Raw genomic sequence first — 14998 nt, 5'->3', positions numbered from 1 at the left:
CGGTGCGGAAGCCGATGACCAGTCGGCTCACTCATTACTGCGCCCGGGTGGCCGAAAGTGTCACACCCGTGGGGCACGATTCCCTGTCGCCGGTGAAAGCGCAGGTCAGGGGGCGGAAGGCGGAGGAGGCGTGCCGCTGGGGGCGGACGGCGTCGGGGCCGGTCGGAGCGGCGCGGCGGTCGTCGTCGTCTTCGTCCTTGGCGTCGTCGCCCTTCCTCCCGCCCTTCTCCTTGCCGTCCTCGTCGCCCCTGTCGTCCTTGGCGTCTTTCTCGGTCCTGTCGTTCTTGTCGCGGCGGTCGGTCCTGTCGTCGCCGTCGCCGCCACCCGTCCGGAGTCCGCCGTCCCGGCCGTCGGCTCCGGTGACGGCGAGGAGGTGCTTGCAGTACTTCCCGACCCGCGACGAGCCGCCGGCCGCCTCCTTCAGGGCGCGCCGGTGGGCGCCGTCGACGTCCTTGCCGGCCCGCACCTTGCGGCACATCGCGACGTGGCCGGAACGCCGGGCGTCGGCACCGGCGGTCCCCCGGTCGTCCGAGTCCCGGCGCTCCGGGCTCCGGTTCGCCGCGGTGCCGCCGTCGCCCGGGGTGTCCGTGCCGGGCGTGCCCGAGGGGGTGCCGTCGGGCACCGCCCCGCCCTGCGCGCCGTCCATCGGGGAGGGCGAGAGGAGCGGACGGTCGGGGGACACGGCGGCCGAGGCGCTGGCGCCGGGTTCCGGTTGGGTGCGGTCGAACAGCACTCCGGTTCCGGCCGCGACGGCGACCCCGCCGATCATGCCGACGGTCAGCGCGGCGACCAGGCCGAGCCGCAGGGGCCGGCTCCAGCCGGGGCGCCGGGGGCCGTCGCCGGGCGGGCCGATCCGTACCAGACCGGCGTCGGAGGGCCGGGTCGCGGTGCCGGTCGCGAGCGCGCCCGGAGCTCCCGCGGAGAGGTCGGTTCGTTCGGCGTACGCCTTGCGGAAAGCGGCCAACGCGGCTGCCTCGCCGGGGAGTTCGTCGGCGGTCGGCGGGGGCGGGGTGGAGAGCGCGCCCAGGGCCAGGGCGAGCCGTTCGGCGCGTTCGCGGTCCGTGGGGCGGACAGCGTCCGGTGACTCTCCGCGCAGCAAGAGCTCCGCTGTTTCGCGGTCCAGCCACTTGTCCTGCTTGTCGGCCATCACATGTCCTTCTGCGTCCGCGCACGCGTATGCGTCACACTGGCGGACGTCACCGCACGACCGCGCGGTTCTCGCTGCGGCGGCAGGGCGTCCAGCCCGCCGCCGGATTCCGCATCGCAGGAGAGCAGTTCGGCCAGCCGCTTCAGGCCGCGGTGCGCGGCGGTGCGGACGGCTCCGGGCCGCTTGCCGAGCGTCTCGGCGGCGCTCTTGGCGTCGAGGCCCACCACCACGCGCAGGACGACGGCCTCGGCCTGATCCTGGGGCAGCCGGGCGATGAGCGAGAGGGTGCTGTCGGTGGCCAGGGCCTCCATGGCCTCGCCCGCGGTGTCGGACTCGGCGGGCCTGCCGGCCAGCTCCGTCTCGTCACCGCCGATCGCGGGCCGGCGACCGCGCATGCGGATGTGGTCAAGGGCCCGGTTGCGGGCGATCCGGGCGGCCCAGCCGCGGAACCGGTCGGCGTCCCCGTCGAACCGCTCCAGGTCGCGGGCGATCTGCAGCCAGGCCTCGGACGCCACGTCCTCGGCGTCGTGATCGCCGACGATCGTCCTCACGTACCCGAGCAGCCGCGGATGCACGGCGCGGTACACAGTCCGGAACGCGCTCTCGCTCCCGTCCTGTGCCGCACGCAGCGCGGCGGTCAACTCCGCGTCGTCCCCCAGCACCGAGAAGCCTTTCTGCGCCTAAACCGGCGCCGCTCTCGCGGACGTGGTCCTCGCCGTCGTGGTTTCGCCGTTGGTGGTTGCGGTGGTCTCCCGCAACCCCATCGCGGGAGCGAGCCCCCCGCTGGTCGGCACGAATGGCACGTTACGTCTTGAAACCGCCACTCGTCCATGTCCCGATCGCATTGCCGTACAAGATGCAACTAACCCGTGACGCGGTGAGGTGTGACAGAAAACGCACTCCCGGCGCTGAAGGGAGTACGGGCCGCCGCGCGGCCCGTGCCGCGCGACGGCCGGGGCCTCTCCTGTGGGGGGTGGCGGCCCCGGCCGTTGCCTCGGCGAGCGGACGGGGCCGCCCTCACAGGTTGGTCGTCGCGTCCCGGCACAGCAGCCGGAGCGAACCGTGACCGGCGAAGCAGCGACGGGCCTCGTCGACCGGGTCCCACAGCCGGCCGTCGGGGGTGCGGACCCAGTGGTCGCCCCCGGTCGCCCACCACTCGCCGCCGGACTCCCGCGCGATCACCTCACCGGCGTAGGCGCCCAGGCCGCGCAGCGCGGTCTCCACGGCGGCGTAGGGCGCCCCCTCGCGGCGGATGCCGTCGATCACGCGGTCGACGCGCCACAGGCTCTGCGCCGAGTAGTCGAGGCGCAGCCGGGCGCCCTCGCGCATCGTGGCCACCGCGTCCGCCGCCCACCGCACCGGCTTCGCGGCGGCCGACGGCCGGTTCTCCTGCTGGGTCGTCAATCCGCTGGTCACAGTCGTCATATGGGCTAGAGCGCCGCCGGGCGGAGTTTCGTCACAGGCTCGCGGGGGCCGTTCCGCAACCGGCGCAGGACCACCCCACCTCCGCCACGTCCGCCGCACCGCCGCCGCGCGTTCGCCGCACGACCGTCACAGGCGGGCGTCCCGCCCGCGGGCCCGGCGGGACACCACGGCGCGCAGGACCCGGCGCCCCTCCGTGGAGACCTCGAGGGCGGGGCGCAGCCCGGCCGGGCCGTGCGCGGCGAGCAGGTCCAGGACGGTGACCTGGCGGCGCAGCTCGCCCGCGACGAGCGGTGCCGGCCGGTTCGTGTCCGCCGCCGGGTCCAGGAGCCGGTGGACGCGCAGTGCGGCGGCGGAACAGGCGTCGGCCCAGGTCCGCAGCGCCGGGCCGGAGCACGCGTCCGGCGCGTCGGCCAGCATCACGCGGGCCAGCAGCACGGCCTCGTCCTCGCCCTCGCCACCGGTTCCCGCGAGTGTGGCGCGCACCTGCGCCAACTCCCCCGCCCAGTCGGGTTCGGCGTCGTCGGCGAGGGTGGCCCACAGGGGTCTGAGGACCTCGTCGTCGCCGTCGAGGAGCGGCAGACAGCGATCCAAACAAGCCAGTCCGCTCGCGGCGAGTCCGCGTGTGTCGGCCTGTGCGATCAGTTCCACCAGGCTCATCGGTTGCCTCCCTGTTCCCGCCGATTCGCCCCGCTCACCACCACGGAGCCCACACTGACCCTTACAGCGTGCGACGACCCGGGAGTGTCACAGCGGGACGACGCCCAGCCGGTCGAGGAACCGGAAGAAGAGTTTTTCGGCCACCGGACCGGAGTCGTCGCCCCCGGCGTCCGCACCGGCGGCCGGTTCCGCCGCGAGCACCTCCGCCAGGTCCACGGTGCTCGCGGTGCGCCCCGCCTCGGCGGCCCAGGCGACGGCGCGTTCGGCGGCGTCCCGGGGCTCCAGGAAGTAGTCCTCCAGCGTGAGCCCGTCCCGTTCGGCGCCCAGGTACCCGGCCATCGCGGACCGCGCCAGACAGGTCGTCCACGCCCCGCTCTCGGGCGCCGCGGCCTCCACGACCACGCAGTCGCTGTCCATGACGTACCCGAACAGGGCGGGGGCGCCGGTCTGTGCGGCCAGGTCGTTCATGTTGCCGACGTCTCCGTCGCCGCCCGGGAACTCCCACACCTGCCAGCCGTCCGGCGCGGACTGACGCAGCGCCATGTCCGCGGCGCCGGCCAGCGCGTCCAGTTCGGCCAGCGGCCGCGCGCCGCGGCCCACGACGAAATAGCCCCAGTACCCCATGTCCCGGTTCCCCCCCGGTCTCGGTTCGGCTGCCCAAAGACCACCACAGCCGTACGGGAGTTCGCAGCCGGATAGGACAATCTCGTATCAGTCGAGCCGGTTCGCCAGCGAGCTGAAGTCGGCCCAGGACAGGTCGGGTTCGCCGGGGTCCCACAGCTTCTGGACCGTCGCCGCCAGCGGCAGCTTGATGCCCTCGGCGACCTGCGCCTGCGTCTGCGCGCTCGGGATGTCGCCCCAGACCGCGAAGCTGCCGCCGAGTATCTGGTCGTCGTACTTGGCGTCGACGGCCGTGGTGCCGCGGATGACGCGCGGGGTCCACTGCTCGTAGATGCGCTCGCCGGTCGGGTAGACGAAGGTCTGCGGCTCGCCGAGCACGTAGTAGAGGAACTCGTCGTTGTAGTTGAGGACCTGGCGCCCCTCGGCGAGGTACTCGGTGGGCGGCCGGGCGCCGATCTCCTTGCCGGTCCAGTAGGCGACCTTGATGTCCTTCGACGGTTCGACGGACGTGTCCTTGAAGAAGCCGTCGTTCCAGGCGCGCGGGACGCGGTCGTGGGCCTGCACCGTCTTGGCGCGGTCGTTCAGCCACTGGGTGGTGAGGTCGGCGACGGTGCCGCCGGAGCCGTAGGCCTCGCGGGCGGCGGCGGCCAGGTCCGGGTAGGACGCCTCGGGGTCGGGCACCACGAGCGCCTGGTACTCGTCGGCGCCCAGGTGGAACTGGGAGCCGGGGAAGAGGTCGGCGTACTCGTTCAGCAGGTCGTCGACGATCTCGGCGGACTCGGGCTTGGAGATGTCGATGGCGCCGCGCGTCGGCGTGCCCTGCGCGTTGCGCAGCTGGAGGTCCGGGTGGGCGGCGATCACGGCGCCGAGGTGGCCGGGCGAGTCGATCTCGGGAACGACGGTGATGTGGCGCGAGGCGGCGAGATCGATGATCTCCTCCATCTCCGCCTTGGTCAGGTGGTCGTCGGAGACGATCTCGGGGTGCGAGTCGGACTCGATGCGGAAGGCCTGGTCGTCGGAGAAGTGCAGGCCCAGTTCGTTGAACTTGAGGTCGCCCAGCTCGCGTATCCGGTCCTTGATCCAGTCGGCGTCGTAGTGCTTGCGGGCGATGTCGAGCGAGAAGCCGCGCTTCGGCTTGGCGGGCTCGTCCTTCACCACGCCCTCCGGCGCGGTGCCGCCGCCGTCCACGGCCTGCTTCAGGGTGCGGGTGCCGTAGTAGACACCGGCCTCGGCCGGCCCGCTCACGGTGACCCTGCCGTCGCGCACGGTCATGGTGTACGACTCGGGGTTCGCGCCGTTGTCGGCCTTGACGTCGAGGAGCACGTCCCCGGCGCGTTCGTCGTCCTTCTCCCCCGCGTACGTCAGCCCGAGGTCACCGGCGATCTGCCGTCCCTCGTCGGCGAGGGCGGCGTCGGCGACGACGACGCGGTGCTCCTTCTCCGGCTGCCAGCCGGGGCCGCGGGCCGCGGTGTGCTCACGTACGGCGGGTATGGTGCGCGGTTCCTCGGACAGCGGGTAGGAACGGCTCGGACTGGGCGCGGCCGCCTCCGCGGGGGACCGCGCGGCCTGGCCGCCCGGCCCGCCGTCGCCGTCTCCGTCGGTGGCCCACAGGCCGACTCCCACACCGAGCGAGGCGACCACCGCACCGGCGATCACGGCCCGCTGCCTCACCTTGTTCGCCGGTATCCGGCGTCCGTGCTCGCTCACGGCGCCAACCTAAGCGCGCCGCTGCCGCAATGCGTCCACCACATGTTCTGAAACTCTCCCGTTCGGGTGAAATTCGGGCATCGGTCGGACACGTCATGCCGTCACTCGATAACGTGACGCCACATCCTTCGCACACGAGGACCACGCTGCCTGTGCACCGTCTCCCAGATCTCTCCGGCCGAGTGGCCATACCGGTACCGGTGCAAACACGCGCCACTCCGGCAACGCACTCATCACTGGACCGCTTCAACACGGCCCCCGCCGACGAAGCCGCCCGGACCCTCCTGGCGTGCCTGGGCAGCCACGACTGGGCCCACCGCCTGACGGCCCACCGCCCCTACCCGGACCTCCCCGCCCTCCTCGCGGCGGCGGACGAGGCGGCCTACGACCTGACGCCGACGGCCCTGACGGAGGCCCTGTCGGCGGAGACCCAGCCCGCCCTCCCCGCCGACACCTACGCGGCGGCCCACACGGCCCTGAGCGCGGCCCACGCGGCCTACGAGTCCCGCTTCGGACATGTGTTCGTCATCTGCCTGGACGGCTTGAACCCCGACGAGTCACTGGACCGGGTACTGGCAGCCATCCGGTCACGATTGGCAAACGATCCTGACGAGGAACGCCTGGTGGCAGCAGAGGAACTCCGCCGCCTGGCAAGAGCACGGCTGAGCAGCACCCTCCAGGCGCGCGGGGAACGGCGCGACCAGCCACACACCACGCGTACCCGGCAAAGCACCCAAACCCCCACCCCCTGAGCCGCCGCACTGCTCCTTTGAGTGCAACTTTGATCACACAGGCAGGCCCCCCGTAAGCGCCGCAGGCAACCGTCGCTACCATGCTGGGGGCCGGTGGACCGTACCCGGCCGGGCCCGACCGACAAGGAAAGCCGGCGCGGCCCCAATCCCCGCTCCCGGAGGAAATTTCCGTGCCGGCTGGAACGCTGTACCGCGGCCGGGAAGGAATGTGGTCCTGGGTGGCTCATCGAGTCACCGGCGTCCTCATTTTCTTCTTCCTGTTCGTTCACGTGCTGGACACCGCTCTCGTGCGGGTGTCCCCCGAGGCCTACGACACCGTCGTGGCCACGTACAAGACGCCGATCGTCGCGCTGCTGGAGTACGGCCTCGTCGCCGCCATCCTCTTCCACGCGCTCAACGGCCTGCGTGTCATCGCCGTCGACTTCTGGGTCAAGGGCGCCCGCTACCAGAAGCAGATGCTCTGGACCGTCGTCGCCCTGTGGGTCGTGCTGATGATCGGGGCGATCTACCCCGTCCTCGGTCACGCCGCTCGTGAACTGTTCGGGAGCTGACGCCAATGTCCACGACTGAATCCCCCGCATCCGGGATCGGCCCCGTCGAGGGCGCCTCCCTCTACACGGTCGACAACCCGGCGCCGCTGATCGAAGCCCCCCGCGCGCGGACGAAGAAGACCCCGAAGTCCACCCGTGGCAACTTCGAGATGGTCGCCTGGCTCTTCATGCGCCTGTCCGGCGTGGTGCTGGTCGTCCTGGTCATCGGGCACCTGCTCATCCAGCTGGTGCTGGACGGCGGTGTCTCGAAGATCGGTTTCGCCTTCGTGGCCGGCCGCTGGGCCTCGCCGTTCTGGCAGGTCTGGGACCTCCTGATGCTCTGGCTCGCGATGCTGCACGGCGCGAACGGCCTGCGCACGGTCATCAACGACTACGCGGAGCGCCCCAACACCCGGCTGTGGCTCAAGGGCCTGCTCTACACCGCCACGGTGTTCACCATCCTGCTGGGCACGCTGGTGATCTTCACCTTCGACCCGAACATCCGCTAGGCACGGGGCTGCGAAAATCATGAAGGTACACAAGTACGACACCGTCATCGTCGGCGCCGGTGGCGCCGGCATGCGCGCGGCCATCGAGTCGACGAAGCGCAGCCGCACCGCCGTCCTGACGAAGCTCTACCCCACCCGCTCCCACACGGGCGCCGCGCAGGGCGGCATGGCCGCCGCGCTGGCCAACGTGGAGGAGGACAACTGGGAGTGGCACACCTTCGACACGGTCAAGGGCGGTGACTACCTGGTCGACCAGGACGCCGCCGAGATCCTGGCGAAGGAGGCCATCGACTCGGTCCTCGACCTGGAGAAGATGGGCCTGCCGTTCAACCGGACGCCCGACGGGACGATCGACCAGCGCCGCTTCGGCGGGCACAGCCGGAACCACGGCGAGGCTCCCGTCCGCCGCTCCTGCTACGCGGCCGACCGCACCGGCCACATGATCCTCCAGACGCTGTACCAGAACTGCGTGAAGGAGGGCGTGGAGTTCTTCAACGAGTTCTACGTCCTGGACCAGCTGATCACCGAGGTCGACGGCGTCAAGAAGTCGTCCGGTGTGGTCGCGTACGAGCTGGCGACCGGCGAGATCCACGTCTTCCAGGCGAAGTCCGTGATCTACGCCTCCGGCGGCACCGGCAAGTTCTTCAAGGTGACCTCCAACGCGCACACGCTCACCGGTGACGGCCAGGCGGCCGTGTACCGGCGCGGGCTGCCGCTGGAGGACATGGAGTTCTTCCAGTTCCACCCGACCGGCATCTGGCGCATGGGCATCCTGCTGACGGAGGGCGCCCGCGGTGAGGGCGGCATCCTCCGCAACAAGGACGGCGAGCGCTTCATGGAGAAGTACGCGCCGGTCATGAAGGACCTCGCGTCCCGTGACGTCGTCTCCCGCTCCATCTACACGGAGATCCGCGAGGGCCGCGGCTGCGGTCCCGAGGGCGACCACGTCTACCTGGACCTCACCCACCTCCCGCCGGAGCAGCTGGACGCCAAGCTCCCGGACATCACGGAGTTCGCGCGGACCTACCTCGGCATCGAGCCCTACACGGACCCGATCCCGATCCAGCCCACCGCGCACTACGCCATGGGCGGCATCCCGACCAACGTCGAGGGTGAGGTCCTGGCGGACAACACCACCGTCGTCCCGGGCCTGTACGCGGCCGGCGAGGTGGCCTGCGTGTCGGTGCACGGCGCCAACCGCCTGGGCACCAACTCGCTGCTCGACATCAACGTCTTCGGCCGCCGGGCCGGCATCGCCGCCGCCGAGTACGCCCAGAAGGCGGAGTTCGTCGAGCTGCCCGCCGACCCGGAGTCCCTGGTCGTCGAGCAGATCGAGCGGCTGCGCTCCTCCACCGGCACCGAGCGGGTGGCGACGCTCCGCCGCGAGCTGCAGGAGTGCATGGACGCCAACGTCATGGTGTTCCGCACCGAGCAGACGATCAAGACGGCCGTCGAGAAGATCGCCGAGCTGCGCGCCCGCTACAAGAACGTGTCGATCCAGGACAAGGGCCGGCGGTTCAACACCGACCTGCTGGAGGCCGTCGAGCTGGGGAACCTGCTCGACCTGGCCGAGGTGATGGCGGTGTCCGCCCTCGCCCGCAAGGAGTCGCGCGGCGGTCACTACCGCGAGGACTTCCCCAACCGCGACGACGTCAACTTCATGCGCCACACCATGGCGTACCGCGAGGTGGGCGACGACGGCGCCGAGTCCATCCGGCTCGACTACAAGCCGGTCGTCCAGACCCGCTACCAGCCGATGGAGCGTAAGTACTGATGGCTACCCCTGTCATGGAGAAGAGCGACTCGGCCCCCGAGCCCGGCTTCGCCGACTCCCCCTACATCACGGTCACCTTCCGCGTCCGCCGGTTCAACCCGGAGGTCGCGGCCGAGGCCGCCTGGGAAGACTTCCAGCTGGAGATCGACCCGAAGGAGCGTGTCCTCGACGCGCTGCACAAGATCAAGTGGGACCTCGACGGAAGCCTGACCTTCCGCCGCTCCTGCGCGCACGGCATCTGCGGGTCGGACGCCATGCGGATCAACGGCAAGAACCGGCTGGCCTGCAAGACGCTGATCAAGGACCTCAGCCCCGAGAAGCCGATCACGGTCGAGCCCATAAAGGGCCTGACGGTCCTCAAGGACCTGGTCGTCGACATGGAGCCGTTCTTCCAGGCGTACCGGGACGTGATGCCCTTCCTGATCACGAAGGACACCAACGAGCCGACGCGCGAGCGCCTGCAGACCGCCGAGGACCGCGAGCGCTTCGACGACACCACGAAGTGCATCCTGTGCGCCGCCTGCACGTCCTCGTGCCCGGTGTTCTGGAACGACGGGCAGTACTTCGGTCCCGCCGCGATCGTGAACGCCCACCGCTTCATCTTCGACTCGCGCGACGAGGCCGGCGAGCAGCGGCTGGAGATCCTCAACGACCGCGACGGCGTCTGGCGCTGCCGCACGACCTTCAACTGCACGGACGCCTGCCCGCGCGGCATCGAGGTCACCAAGGCGATCGCGGAGGTGAAGCGGGCGCTGATCACGCGCCGCTTCTGACCCGCGGGACGACCGCCACGGCCGAGGGCCCCGATCCACGTGATCGGGGCCCTCGGCCGTCCTACGGGCGGGTCAGCCGCGCAGCGGGCGGCCTTCCTTGTCCGTGCGGTCGTTGCTGACCAGGAAGATGATGCCGTCGATCAGCGCCCAGAAGCCGAGGCCGCCGCAGGTGAGCAGCTGGGCCACACCGACACCGACGGAACCGACGTAGAAGCGGCCGATGCCCAGGGTGCCCAGGAAGAGCTGGAGGATGCCGGCGACGATCTTCGACTTGTCGGAGTAGGGGCGGCCCTGCGGGTCGACGCCGTAGGGAGCGGTGGGGTTCGGGGGAACGGTCATGGTGTGGTGCTCCTGGGGAGATGTGGGACGGACCGGGGCGGTATGGCCCCGGCGGCCCAGGAGGGGACACCGCTGATCGCACGCTCGACGCACGGCGGCTCACGTCAATGACGTGGCCGTCCCCCCTCTGTGCGTCACGAAGCGTAGGAGACGTGTGGGTCAGTTGGGAAATATTATGATCCAACGTTCCCATTTCGTGATCATTGATCACGCGACGTTGCGAACGACCGTCCAGGCCACCGCCGTCAGCAGGATCAGCGCCTGACCCCACGGGGCGATCCGGGGCCGGTAGAACCGGCCGCGCAGGCCCTCCACCGTCCAACGGGCCCACAGCGCCAGCGCGAACGGCGCGGCGAGCAGCAGGGCGCGGTTGTCCAGCCAGGCCGCGGCGAAGTGACCGTGCATCAGGTCGTAGACCATGCGCGTGGCGCCGCAGGCCGGGCAGAGCAGCCCGGTGACGAAGCGGAACGGGCACTGGGGCAGCGGGTGGCCGCCCTCGTGCGGATCGGTGCCCCACAGGTACCCCGCACCGGCGGCGCCCGCGACGAGCACCCCGAGGGGTGCGGCCGCGGGATGCCACTGACGCCGTCGCCGGCCGGGTGGTGCGCAGCGCGCGGTGTCAGCCACGCAGGACGCGGCCCTGGTCGTCCGTGCGGTCGTTGCTGACCAGGTACATGATGCCGTCGATCAGCGCCCAGAAGCCGAGGCCGCCGCAGGTGAGCAGCTGGGCCACGCCTATCCCCACGGAGCCGACGTAGAAGCGGCCGATGCCGAAGCTGCCGAGGAAGAGCTGGAGCACACCGGCGACGATCTTCGACTTGTCTGAGTACGGGCGGCCGTAGGGGTCGTAGCCGTAGGGGGCGCTCGGGTCGGTGGCGTAGTAGCCCGGCGCCGGCGGGGGGTAACCAGGGGTCTGGTAGCCGGGAGCGCCCTGCGGGTAGCCGGGGGTCTGGTAGCCGCCGGGCGGGGGCTGCTGGCCACCCTGGGGATAGCCGTAGGGGCCGGGCTGCCCGGCGGGGCCGGAGCCCTGGTTCGGGTAGCCGTAGCCGGGCGGCTGGGAAGGCTGGGGCGGCTGCTCGCTCACAGTGGGGTCACTCCTGGTCGACTTCGGAAACTGCCGGTCATATTGCAGGACCGGAGCCGCACAAGAGAAGTCGGGGGCGGGAACGGCCGTCCGCCCGGGCGGGTGACCGCGCGGCACTGTCGCCGCCGCGTCCGTCCACCGGGGCCCGCACACACCTAATCTGACGTCATGTCAGATCATGAGTCGTACGAACTGCTCGGGTTCGACAACGTGCTGCTGCCCGTCGGGAACCTCGGCGAGGCCGTCGACTTCTACGAGCGGGCCGGGTTCACGGTCGCCTACCGGCTCGACGAGGCCGGGATCGCGCTGCTGAAGGTGGGGGGCGAGACACCCGGGCTGCTGCTGCGGGTGGAGGAGGAGTTCTGGCGGCAGCCGCCGCTGTGGCCCTCCGCGCGGGTGTGGCTGGAGACGACCGACGCCCGCACCGCCGCCACGGCGCTGCGGGAGGCCGGGGTGCCGCCGCTCGACGAGCCGTTCCCCGTCGCCACCGGCTGGACCGTCGAGTTCGCCGACCCGTGGGGCAACGTCATCGGCCTGACGGACTACTCCAAGCGTCCGGAACTGGGCCGTCGCCCCTGAGCGACTTCCGGCTTGAACGTGTTCAAAAACGGGTCTACAGTCAGTCCTGTCAGCGTTTTGAACGCGTTCAAGAAGGGGTGGGGCATGGACCGCACCGTCATCGCCTACGTCATCTACCTGGCCGTCAGCATCGGACTGACCGTCTGGGTGGCCCGCACGCTCAGCCGCAACGGACGGGTCTTCCTCGCCGACGTCCTGCACGGCAACGAGAAGCTGGCCGACGCCGTCAACCACCTGCTGGTGGTCGGCTTCTACCTGGTCAACCTCGGCTTCGTCGCGCTCTACCTGAGCGACGACGCGACCATCACCGACACCCGCGGCATCTTCGAGGCGCTCTCGACCAAGCTCGGCGTGGTGCTCCTGGTGCTCGGCGTGATGCACCTGGGCAACGTCTACGTGCTCAACAAGATCCGGCGGCGCGGCCTGATGGAGCGGGAGCAGGTGCCGCCGGTCCCGCCGCAGGGCTGGGTGGCCCCGACGGCCGGAGCCTGAGCCGATGGCTCCCGCCACCGGGACGGCCGGCGCCCCCGTGCGCCGGCTCACCGTCCTCTACGACGCCGAGTGCTCCCTGTGCACCCACGTACGGGACTGGCTGCTGCGTCAGCCCCACCTGGTGAAGCTGGAACTGGTCCCGGCCGGGTCGGACGAGGCGCGCGGGCTCCTGCCCGGCCTCGACCACGCGGCCACCCTCGACGAGGTCACCGTCGTGGGCGACGCCGGTCAGGTCTACCGGGGCGCGGCCGCCTGGATCGTCGTCCTGTGGGCCCTGCGCGAGCACCGCGCCCTCGCCCACCGGCTCAGCACGCCCGCCGGCGCCCGGCTGGCCCGCGGGGCGGTGCTGGCCGCCGCGAAGTGGCGGGGCGGACGACGGCAGTGGGGCGGCAACGGGTACCGGCGCGCCGACGGCTGGGTCTACGAACCCGGGCTCGGCTGGATGTACGCCGGACCCGGGTGTGCCGACGGCACCTGCGCCACTGGATAGGCTCTGTACCCGTGCCTGCGACCAACGACGGCCCCGACGACGGCGCCCCCCTCACCAAGTCCGAGCAGACCCGCGCGCTGATCCTGGAGACGGCCATGCGGCTGTTCCAGGAACGCGGCTACGACCGGACCACGATGCGGGCCATCGCCCAGGAGGCCGGCGTCTCCGTCGGCAACGCGTACTACTACTTCGCCGGCAAGGAGCACCTGATCCAGGGCTTCTACGACCGGATCGCCGCCGAGCACCAGGCGGCGGTCCGCGAGGTCCTGGCCAAGGAGACGGACCTGGAGGCGCGGCTGGCGGGCGTGCTGAAGGTCTGGCTGGACATCGCCACGCCGTACCACGAGTTCGCCGTGCAGTTCTTCAAGAACGCCGCCGACCCGGACAGCCCGCTCAGCCCCTTCTCCCCCGAGTCGGAGCACGCGCGCCAGGAGGCCATCAGCATCCACCGCGCGGTGCTGGCGGGCGCGAAGACCAAGGTGCCGGAGGAGCTGCGGGACATCCTTCCGGAGCTGATGTGGCTCTCCCAGATGGGCCTCGTCCTGTACTGGATCTTCGACCGGACGGAGGGCCGCGAGCGCAGCTACCGGCTCGCCGAACGCGGCGCCCGGCTCACCGCGCGGGGCGTCGTGCTGGCCCGCTTCCGGGTCCTGCGCCCCCTGGTGCGGGAGGTGCACGAGCTGTTCACCGACTTCCTGCCGGGCATGACGCGGGCACTGCCGGACCCCGGCCGGAAGGCCGACGGGAAGACCCGGGGTCAGGCCTGACGGGACGCCAGCTCGATCACCGTGACGTCCGACTCCGCCCCCACGCGCGTGGGCGGGCCCCAGGCGCCCGCGCCGCGGCTGACGTACAGCTGGGTGTCGCCGTAGCGCTCCAGACCCGCCAGGGTGGGGTTGGCGGCGCCCGCGATGAGGTTGCCGGGCCAGAGCTGGCCGCCGTGGGTGTGGCCGGAGAGCTGGAGGTCGACGCCGTGGTCGACGGCGTCGTGGATCTGCACCGGCTGGTGGGCGAGCAGCACGCACGCCCGCGCCCGGTCCCGGTCACCGAGGGCCTTGGCGTAGTCGGGGCCCTGGCCCTCCTCCTCGCCCGCCACGTCGTTGACGCCGGCCAGGTCGAAGTGGCGCAGCTCGGTGCGGGCGTTCTCCAGCGGGAGCAGTCCGAGCCGCCGCACCTCCTCGACCCACTGCTCGGCGCCGGAGAAGTACTCGTGGTTGCCGGTGACGAAGTACGCGCCGTCCCGCGCCCTCAGGCCGGCCAGCGGGGCCGCCGCCGGGCCGAGGTCCTTCACGCTGCCGTCGACCAGGTCGCCGACGACGGCGATGAGGTCGGGCTGCGTGGAGTTGATCGTGTCGACGACCTTCTGCGCGAAGCCCCGGCCGAGCACCGGGCCGAGGTGGACGTCGCTGACCACGGCGATGCGGTAGCCGTGCGCCGCGCGCGGGAGCTTGGCCAGCGGCACGGTGACCCGCTTCACCGAGGGGCCGTTCAGCACGCCGTACGTGCCGTAGCCGACCGTCCCGACGGCCGCCGCGGCGGCGGCACCGGCGACGACGCGGGAGACGAAGAGGCGGCGGGAGGGGAGGGCGAGCGGGCTGTCGGGCGCCTCGGGCGGCTGCGGTCCCCCGGGTGGCCGGGGCGGCTCGGTCGCCCGGCCCGGCTCGGCGGGCTCCGGCTGCTCGGGCGGGGCCGTGGCGGCGGGTATCCGCTCCTGGTCCGCGGCCTCGGGCCGCGGCGGCTCCGCGCCGCTCCGCCGCACCGCCCTGCGCTCCAGGAAGCGCCGCAGCAGCGGGCGGACGACCTCGCCCGCCAGCAGCGCGAGGAGCAGGTAGACGGAGAGCGCCAGCCACAGGAAGCCGGGCCAGGCCAGCACCTGCTGGAGCCAGAAGGGGGCGCCCGCACGCTCGGCGACCAGGGCACCGACGGCCAGCACCCAGCCCCCGGCGATCACCGCCCCGCCGGCCCGGCGCCCCGGGCCCGGGCCCGGGGTGGTGTCACGGAACAGGCGCCGCCACACGTACCAGTTGGACGTCACGAGGACGCTCACCACTGCCAGCGCGACCAGCGCGAAGACGACCACCATGCCGCCGTATCCCCTCGGTTGTGACGTCCGCGACGT

General features: G+C 71.7%; 19 protein-coding genes. 9 read left to right on the top strand and 10 right to left on the bottom strand.

Annotated elements, in window-relative coordinates; translation table 11 throughout:
- Nucleotides 1-34: 34 nt before the first annotated feature.
- The 6 genes from OIE75_RS23450 to OIE75_RS23425 form a co-directional block, all read right to left on the bottom strand.
- Nucleotides 35-1147, bottom strand: a complete 1113-nt coding sequence (locus OIE75_RS23450; protein WP_329472042.1) for a hypothetical protein — start codon at nt 1145-1147, stop codon at nt 35-37.
- Nucleotides 1147-1809, bottom strand: coding sequence for an RNA polymerase sigma factor (locus OIE75_RS23445; protein WP_329472040.1), 663 nt, complete (start codon nt 1807-1809; stop codon nt 1147-1149). Before OIE75_RS23445 ends, OIE75_RS23450 begins: the two co-directional genes overlap by 1 nt.
- A 355-nt stretch (nt 1810-2164) precedes the next feature.
- Entirely contained in the window at nt 2165-2572 is a 408-nt protein-coding gene (locus tag OIE75_RS23440; RefSeq protein ID WP_307014735.1) for a hypothetical protein, read from the bottom strand.
- Between the two features lie 126 nt (nt 2573-2698).
- On the bottom strand, nt 2699-3229 hold the full coding sequence (locus tag OIE75_RS23435; RefSeq protein WP_307014733.1) for a hypothetical protein: 531 nt from the start codon (nt 3227-3229) through the stop codon (nt 2699-2701).
- Nucleotides 3230-3316: 87 nt separating this feature from the next.
- Entirely contained in the window at nt 3317-3853 is a 537-nt protein-coding gene (locus OIE75_RS23430) for a hypothetical protein (RefSeq protein ID WP_307014731.1), read from the bottom strand.
- A gap of 87 nt (nt 3854-3940) precedes the next feature.
- The gene (locus tag OIE75_RS23425) at nt 3941-5506 is read right to left on the bottom strand and encodes a beta-N-acetylhexosaminidase (RefSeq protein ID WP_329474039.1); all 1566 of its coding nucleotides are present in this window, start codon (nt 5504-5506) and stop codon (nt 3941-3943) included.
- 251 nt (nt 5507-5757) lie between these two features.
- Here OIE75_RS23425 and OIE75_RS23420 point away from each other — a divergent pair, with 251 nt between their 5' ends.
- From OIE75_RS23420 to OIE75_RS23400, 5 genes are all read left to right on the top strand, one after another.
- Complete coding sequence (locus OIE75_RS23420; RefSeq protein ID WP_443078385.1) at nt 5758-6309, top strand: 2-oxo-4-hydroxy-4-carboxy-5-ureidoimidazoline decarboxylase; 552 nt, start codon at nt 5758-5760, stop codon at nt 6307-6309.
- Between the two features lie 170 nt (nt 6310-6479).
- Complete coding sequence (sdhC, locus tag OIE75_RS23415; RefSeq protein ID WP_079163643.1) at nt 6480-6860, top strand: succinate dehydrogenase, cytochrome b556 subunit; 381 nt, start codon at nt 6480-6482, stop codon at nt 6858-6860.
- Nucleotides 6861-6865: 5 nt separating this feature from the next.
- Nucleotides 6866-7348 carry a succinate dehydrogenase hydrophobic membrane anchor subunit gene (locus tag OIE75_RS23410; RefSeq protein ID WP_122615873.1) on the top strand — a complete coding sequence of 161 codons (483 nt, stop codon included), beginning with the start codon at nt 6866-6868 and terminating at the stop codon, nt 7346-7348.
- Nucleotides 7349-7367: 19 nt separating this feature from the next.
- Entirely contained in the window at nt 7368-9122 is a 1755-nt protein-coding gene (gene sdhA, locus OIE75_RS23405) for a succinate dehydrogenase flavoprotein subunit (RefSeq protein WP_329472038.1), read from the top strand.
- Nucleotides 9122-9895 (top strand): succinate dehydrogenase iron-sulfur subunit, encoded by a 774-nt coding sequence (locus OIE75_RS23400; protein WP_122615871.1) that lies wholly within the window; start codon nt 9122-9124, stop codon nt 9893-9895. Before sdhA ends, OIE75_RS23400 begins: the two co-directional genes overlap by 1 nt.
- Before the next feature lie 72 nt (nt 9896-9967).
- On the opposite strand, the gene OIE75_RS23395 is transcribed toward OIE75_RS23400, so the two are convergent.
- The 3 genes from OIE75_RS23395 to OIE75_RS23385 form a co-directional block, all read right to left on the bottom strand.
- Nucleotides 9968-10234, bottom strand: a complete 267-nt coding sequence (locus OIE75_RS23395) for a TM2 domain-containing protein (RefSeq protein ID WP_122615870.1) — start codon at nt 10232-10234, stop codon at nt 9968-9970.
- Nucleotides 10235-10441: 207 nt separating this feature from the next.
- Nucleotides 10442-10861 (bottom strand): DUF2752 domain-containing protein, encoded by a 420-nt coding sequence (locus OIE75_RS23390; RefSeq protein ID WP_329472036.1) that lies wholly within the window; start codon nt 10859-10861, stop codon nt 10442-10444.
- On the bottom strand, nt 10854-11318 hold the full coding sequence (locus OIE75_RS23385; protein WP_234955217.1) for a TM2 domain-containing protein: 465 nt from the start codon (nt 11316-11318) through the stop codon (nt 10854-10856). The genes OIE75_RS23390 and OIE75_RS23385 overlap by 8 nt, the downstream gene beginning before the upstream one ends.
- Nucleotides 11319-11486: 168 nt before the next feature.
- On the opposite strand from OIE75_RS23385, the gene OIE75_RS23380 reads away from it, so the two are divergent.
- From OIE75_RS23380 to OIE75_RS23365, 4 genes are all read left to right on the top strand, one after another.
- Nucleotides 11487-11897, top strand: a complete 411-nt coding sequence (locus tag OIE75_RS23380) for a VOC family protein (protein ID WP_122615867.1) — start codon at nt 11487-11489, stop codon at nt 11895-11897.
- Nucleotides 11898-11981: 84 nt separating this feature from the next.
- Nucleotides 11982-12389: a hypothetical protein gene (locus OIE75_RS23375; protein ID WP_307014725.1), complete on the top strand. Its 408-nt coding sequence runs from the start codon at nt 11982-11984 to the stop codon at nt 12387-12389.
- A gap of 4 nt (nt 12390-12393) precedes the next feature.
- A complete protein-coding gene (locus OIE75_RS23370; RefSeq protein ID WP_329472035.1) occupies nt 12394-12879 on the top strand; it encodes a thiol-disulfide oxidoreductase DCC family protein in 486 nt (161 codons plus the stop codon).
- Between the two features lie 11 nt (nt 12880-12890).
- A complete protein-coding gene (locus OIE75_RS23365) occupies nt 12891-13646 on the top strand; it encodes a TetR/AcrR family transcriptional regulator (protein WP_307014722.1) in 756 nt (251 codons plus the stop codon).
- On the opposite strand, the gene OIE75_RS23360 is transcribed toward OIE75_RS23365, so the two are convergent.
- Nucleotides 13637-14962: a metallophosphoesterase gene (locus OIE75_RS23360; RefSeq protein WP_329472034.1), complete on the bottom strand. Its 1326-nt coding sequence runs from the start codon at nt 14960-14962 to the stop codon at nt 13637-13639. The genes OIE75_RS23365 and OIE75_RS23360 overlap by 10 nt on opposite strands.
- Nucleotides 14963-14998 lie beyond the last annotated feature (36 nt).

Origin of the sequence: Streptomyces sp. NBC_01723 (assembly GCF_036246005.1) — a bacterium.
Taxonomy (GTDB): Bacteria; Actinomycetota; Actinomycetes; order Streptomycetales; family Streptomycetaceae; genus Streptomyces.
This window is presented reverse-complemented; position numbering and strand designations above follow the sequence as displayed.

Coding starts and splice junctions, on each gene's coding strand:
- OIE75_RS23410 (WP_122615873.1), top strand. CDS start 6,866: ATGTCCACGACTGAATCCCCCGCATCCGGGATCGGCCCCGTCGAGGGC.
- sdhA (WP_329472038.1), top strand. CDS start 7,368: ATGAAGGTACACAAGTACGACACCGTCATCGTCGGCGCCGGTGGCGCC.
- OIE75_RS23430 (WP_307014731.1), bottom strand. CDS start 3,853: ATGGGGTACTGGGGCTATTTCGTCGTGGGCCGCGGCGCGCGGCCGCTG.
- OIE75_RS23370 (WP_329472035.1), top strand. CDS start 12,394: ATGGCTCCCGCCACCGGGACGGCCGGCGCCCCCGTGCGCCGGCTCACC.
- OIE75_RS23440 (WP_307014735.1), bottom strand. CDS start 2,572: ATGACGACTGTGACCAGCGGATTGACGACCCAGCAGGAGAACCGGCCG.
- OIE75_RS23380 (WP_122615867.1), top strand. CDS start 11,487: ATGTCAGATCATGAGTCGTACGAACTGCTCGGGTTCGACAACGTGCTG.
- OIE75_RS23450 (WP_329472042.1), bottom strand. CDS start 1,147: ATGGCCGACAAGCAGGACAAGTGGCTGGACCGCGAAACAGCGGAGCTC.
- OIE75_RS23435 (WP_307014733.1), bottom strand. CDS start 3,229: ATGAGCCTGGTGGAACTGATCGCACAGGCCGACACACGCGGACTCGCC.
- OIE75_RS23360 (WP_329472034.1), bottom strand. CDS start 14,962: ATGGTGGTCGTCTTCGCGCTGGTCGCGCTGGCAGTGGTGAGCGTCCTC.
- OIE75_RS23395 (WP_122615870.1), bottom strand. CDS start 10,234: ATGACCGTTCCCCCGAACCCCACCGCTCCCTACGGCGTCGACCCGCAG.
- OIE75_RS23375 (WP_307014725.1), top strand. CDS start 11,982: ATGGACCGCACCGTCATCGCCTACGTCATCTACCTGGCCGTCAGCATC.
- OIE75_RS23400 (WP_122615871.1), top strand. CDS start 9,122: ATGGCTACCCCTGTCATGGAGAAGAGCGACTCGGCCCCCGAGCCCGGC.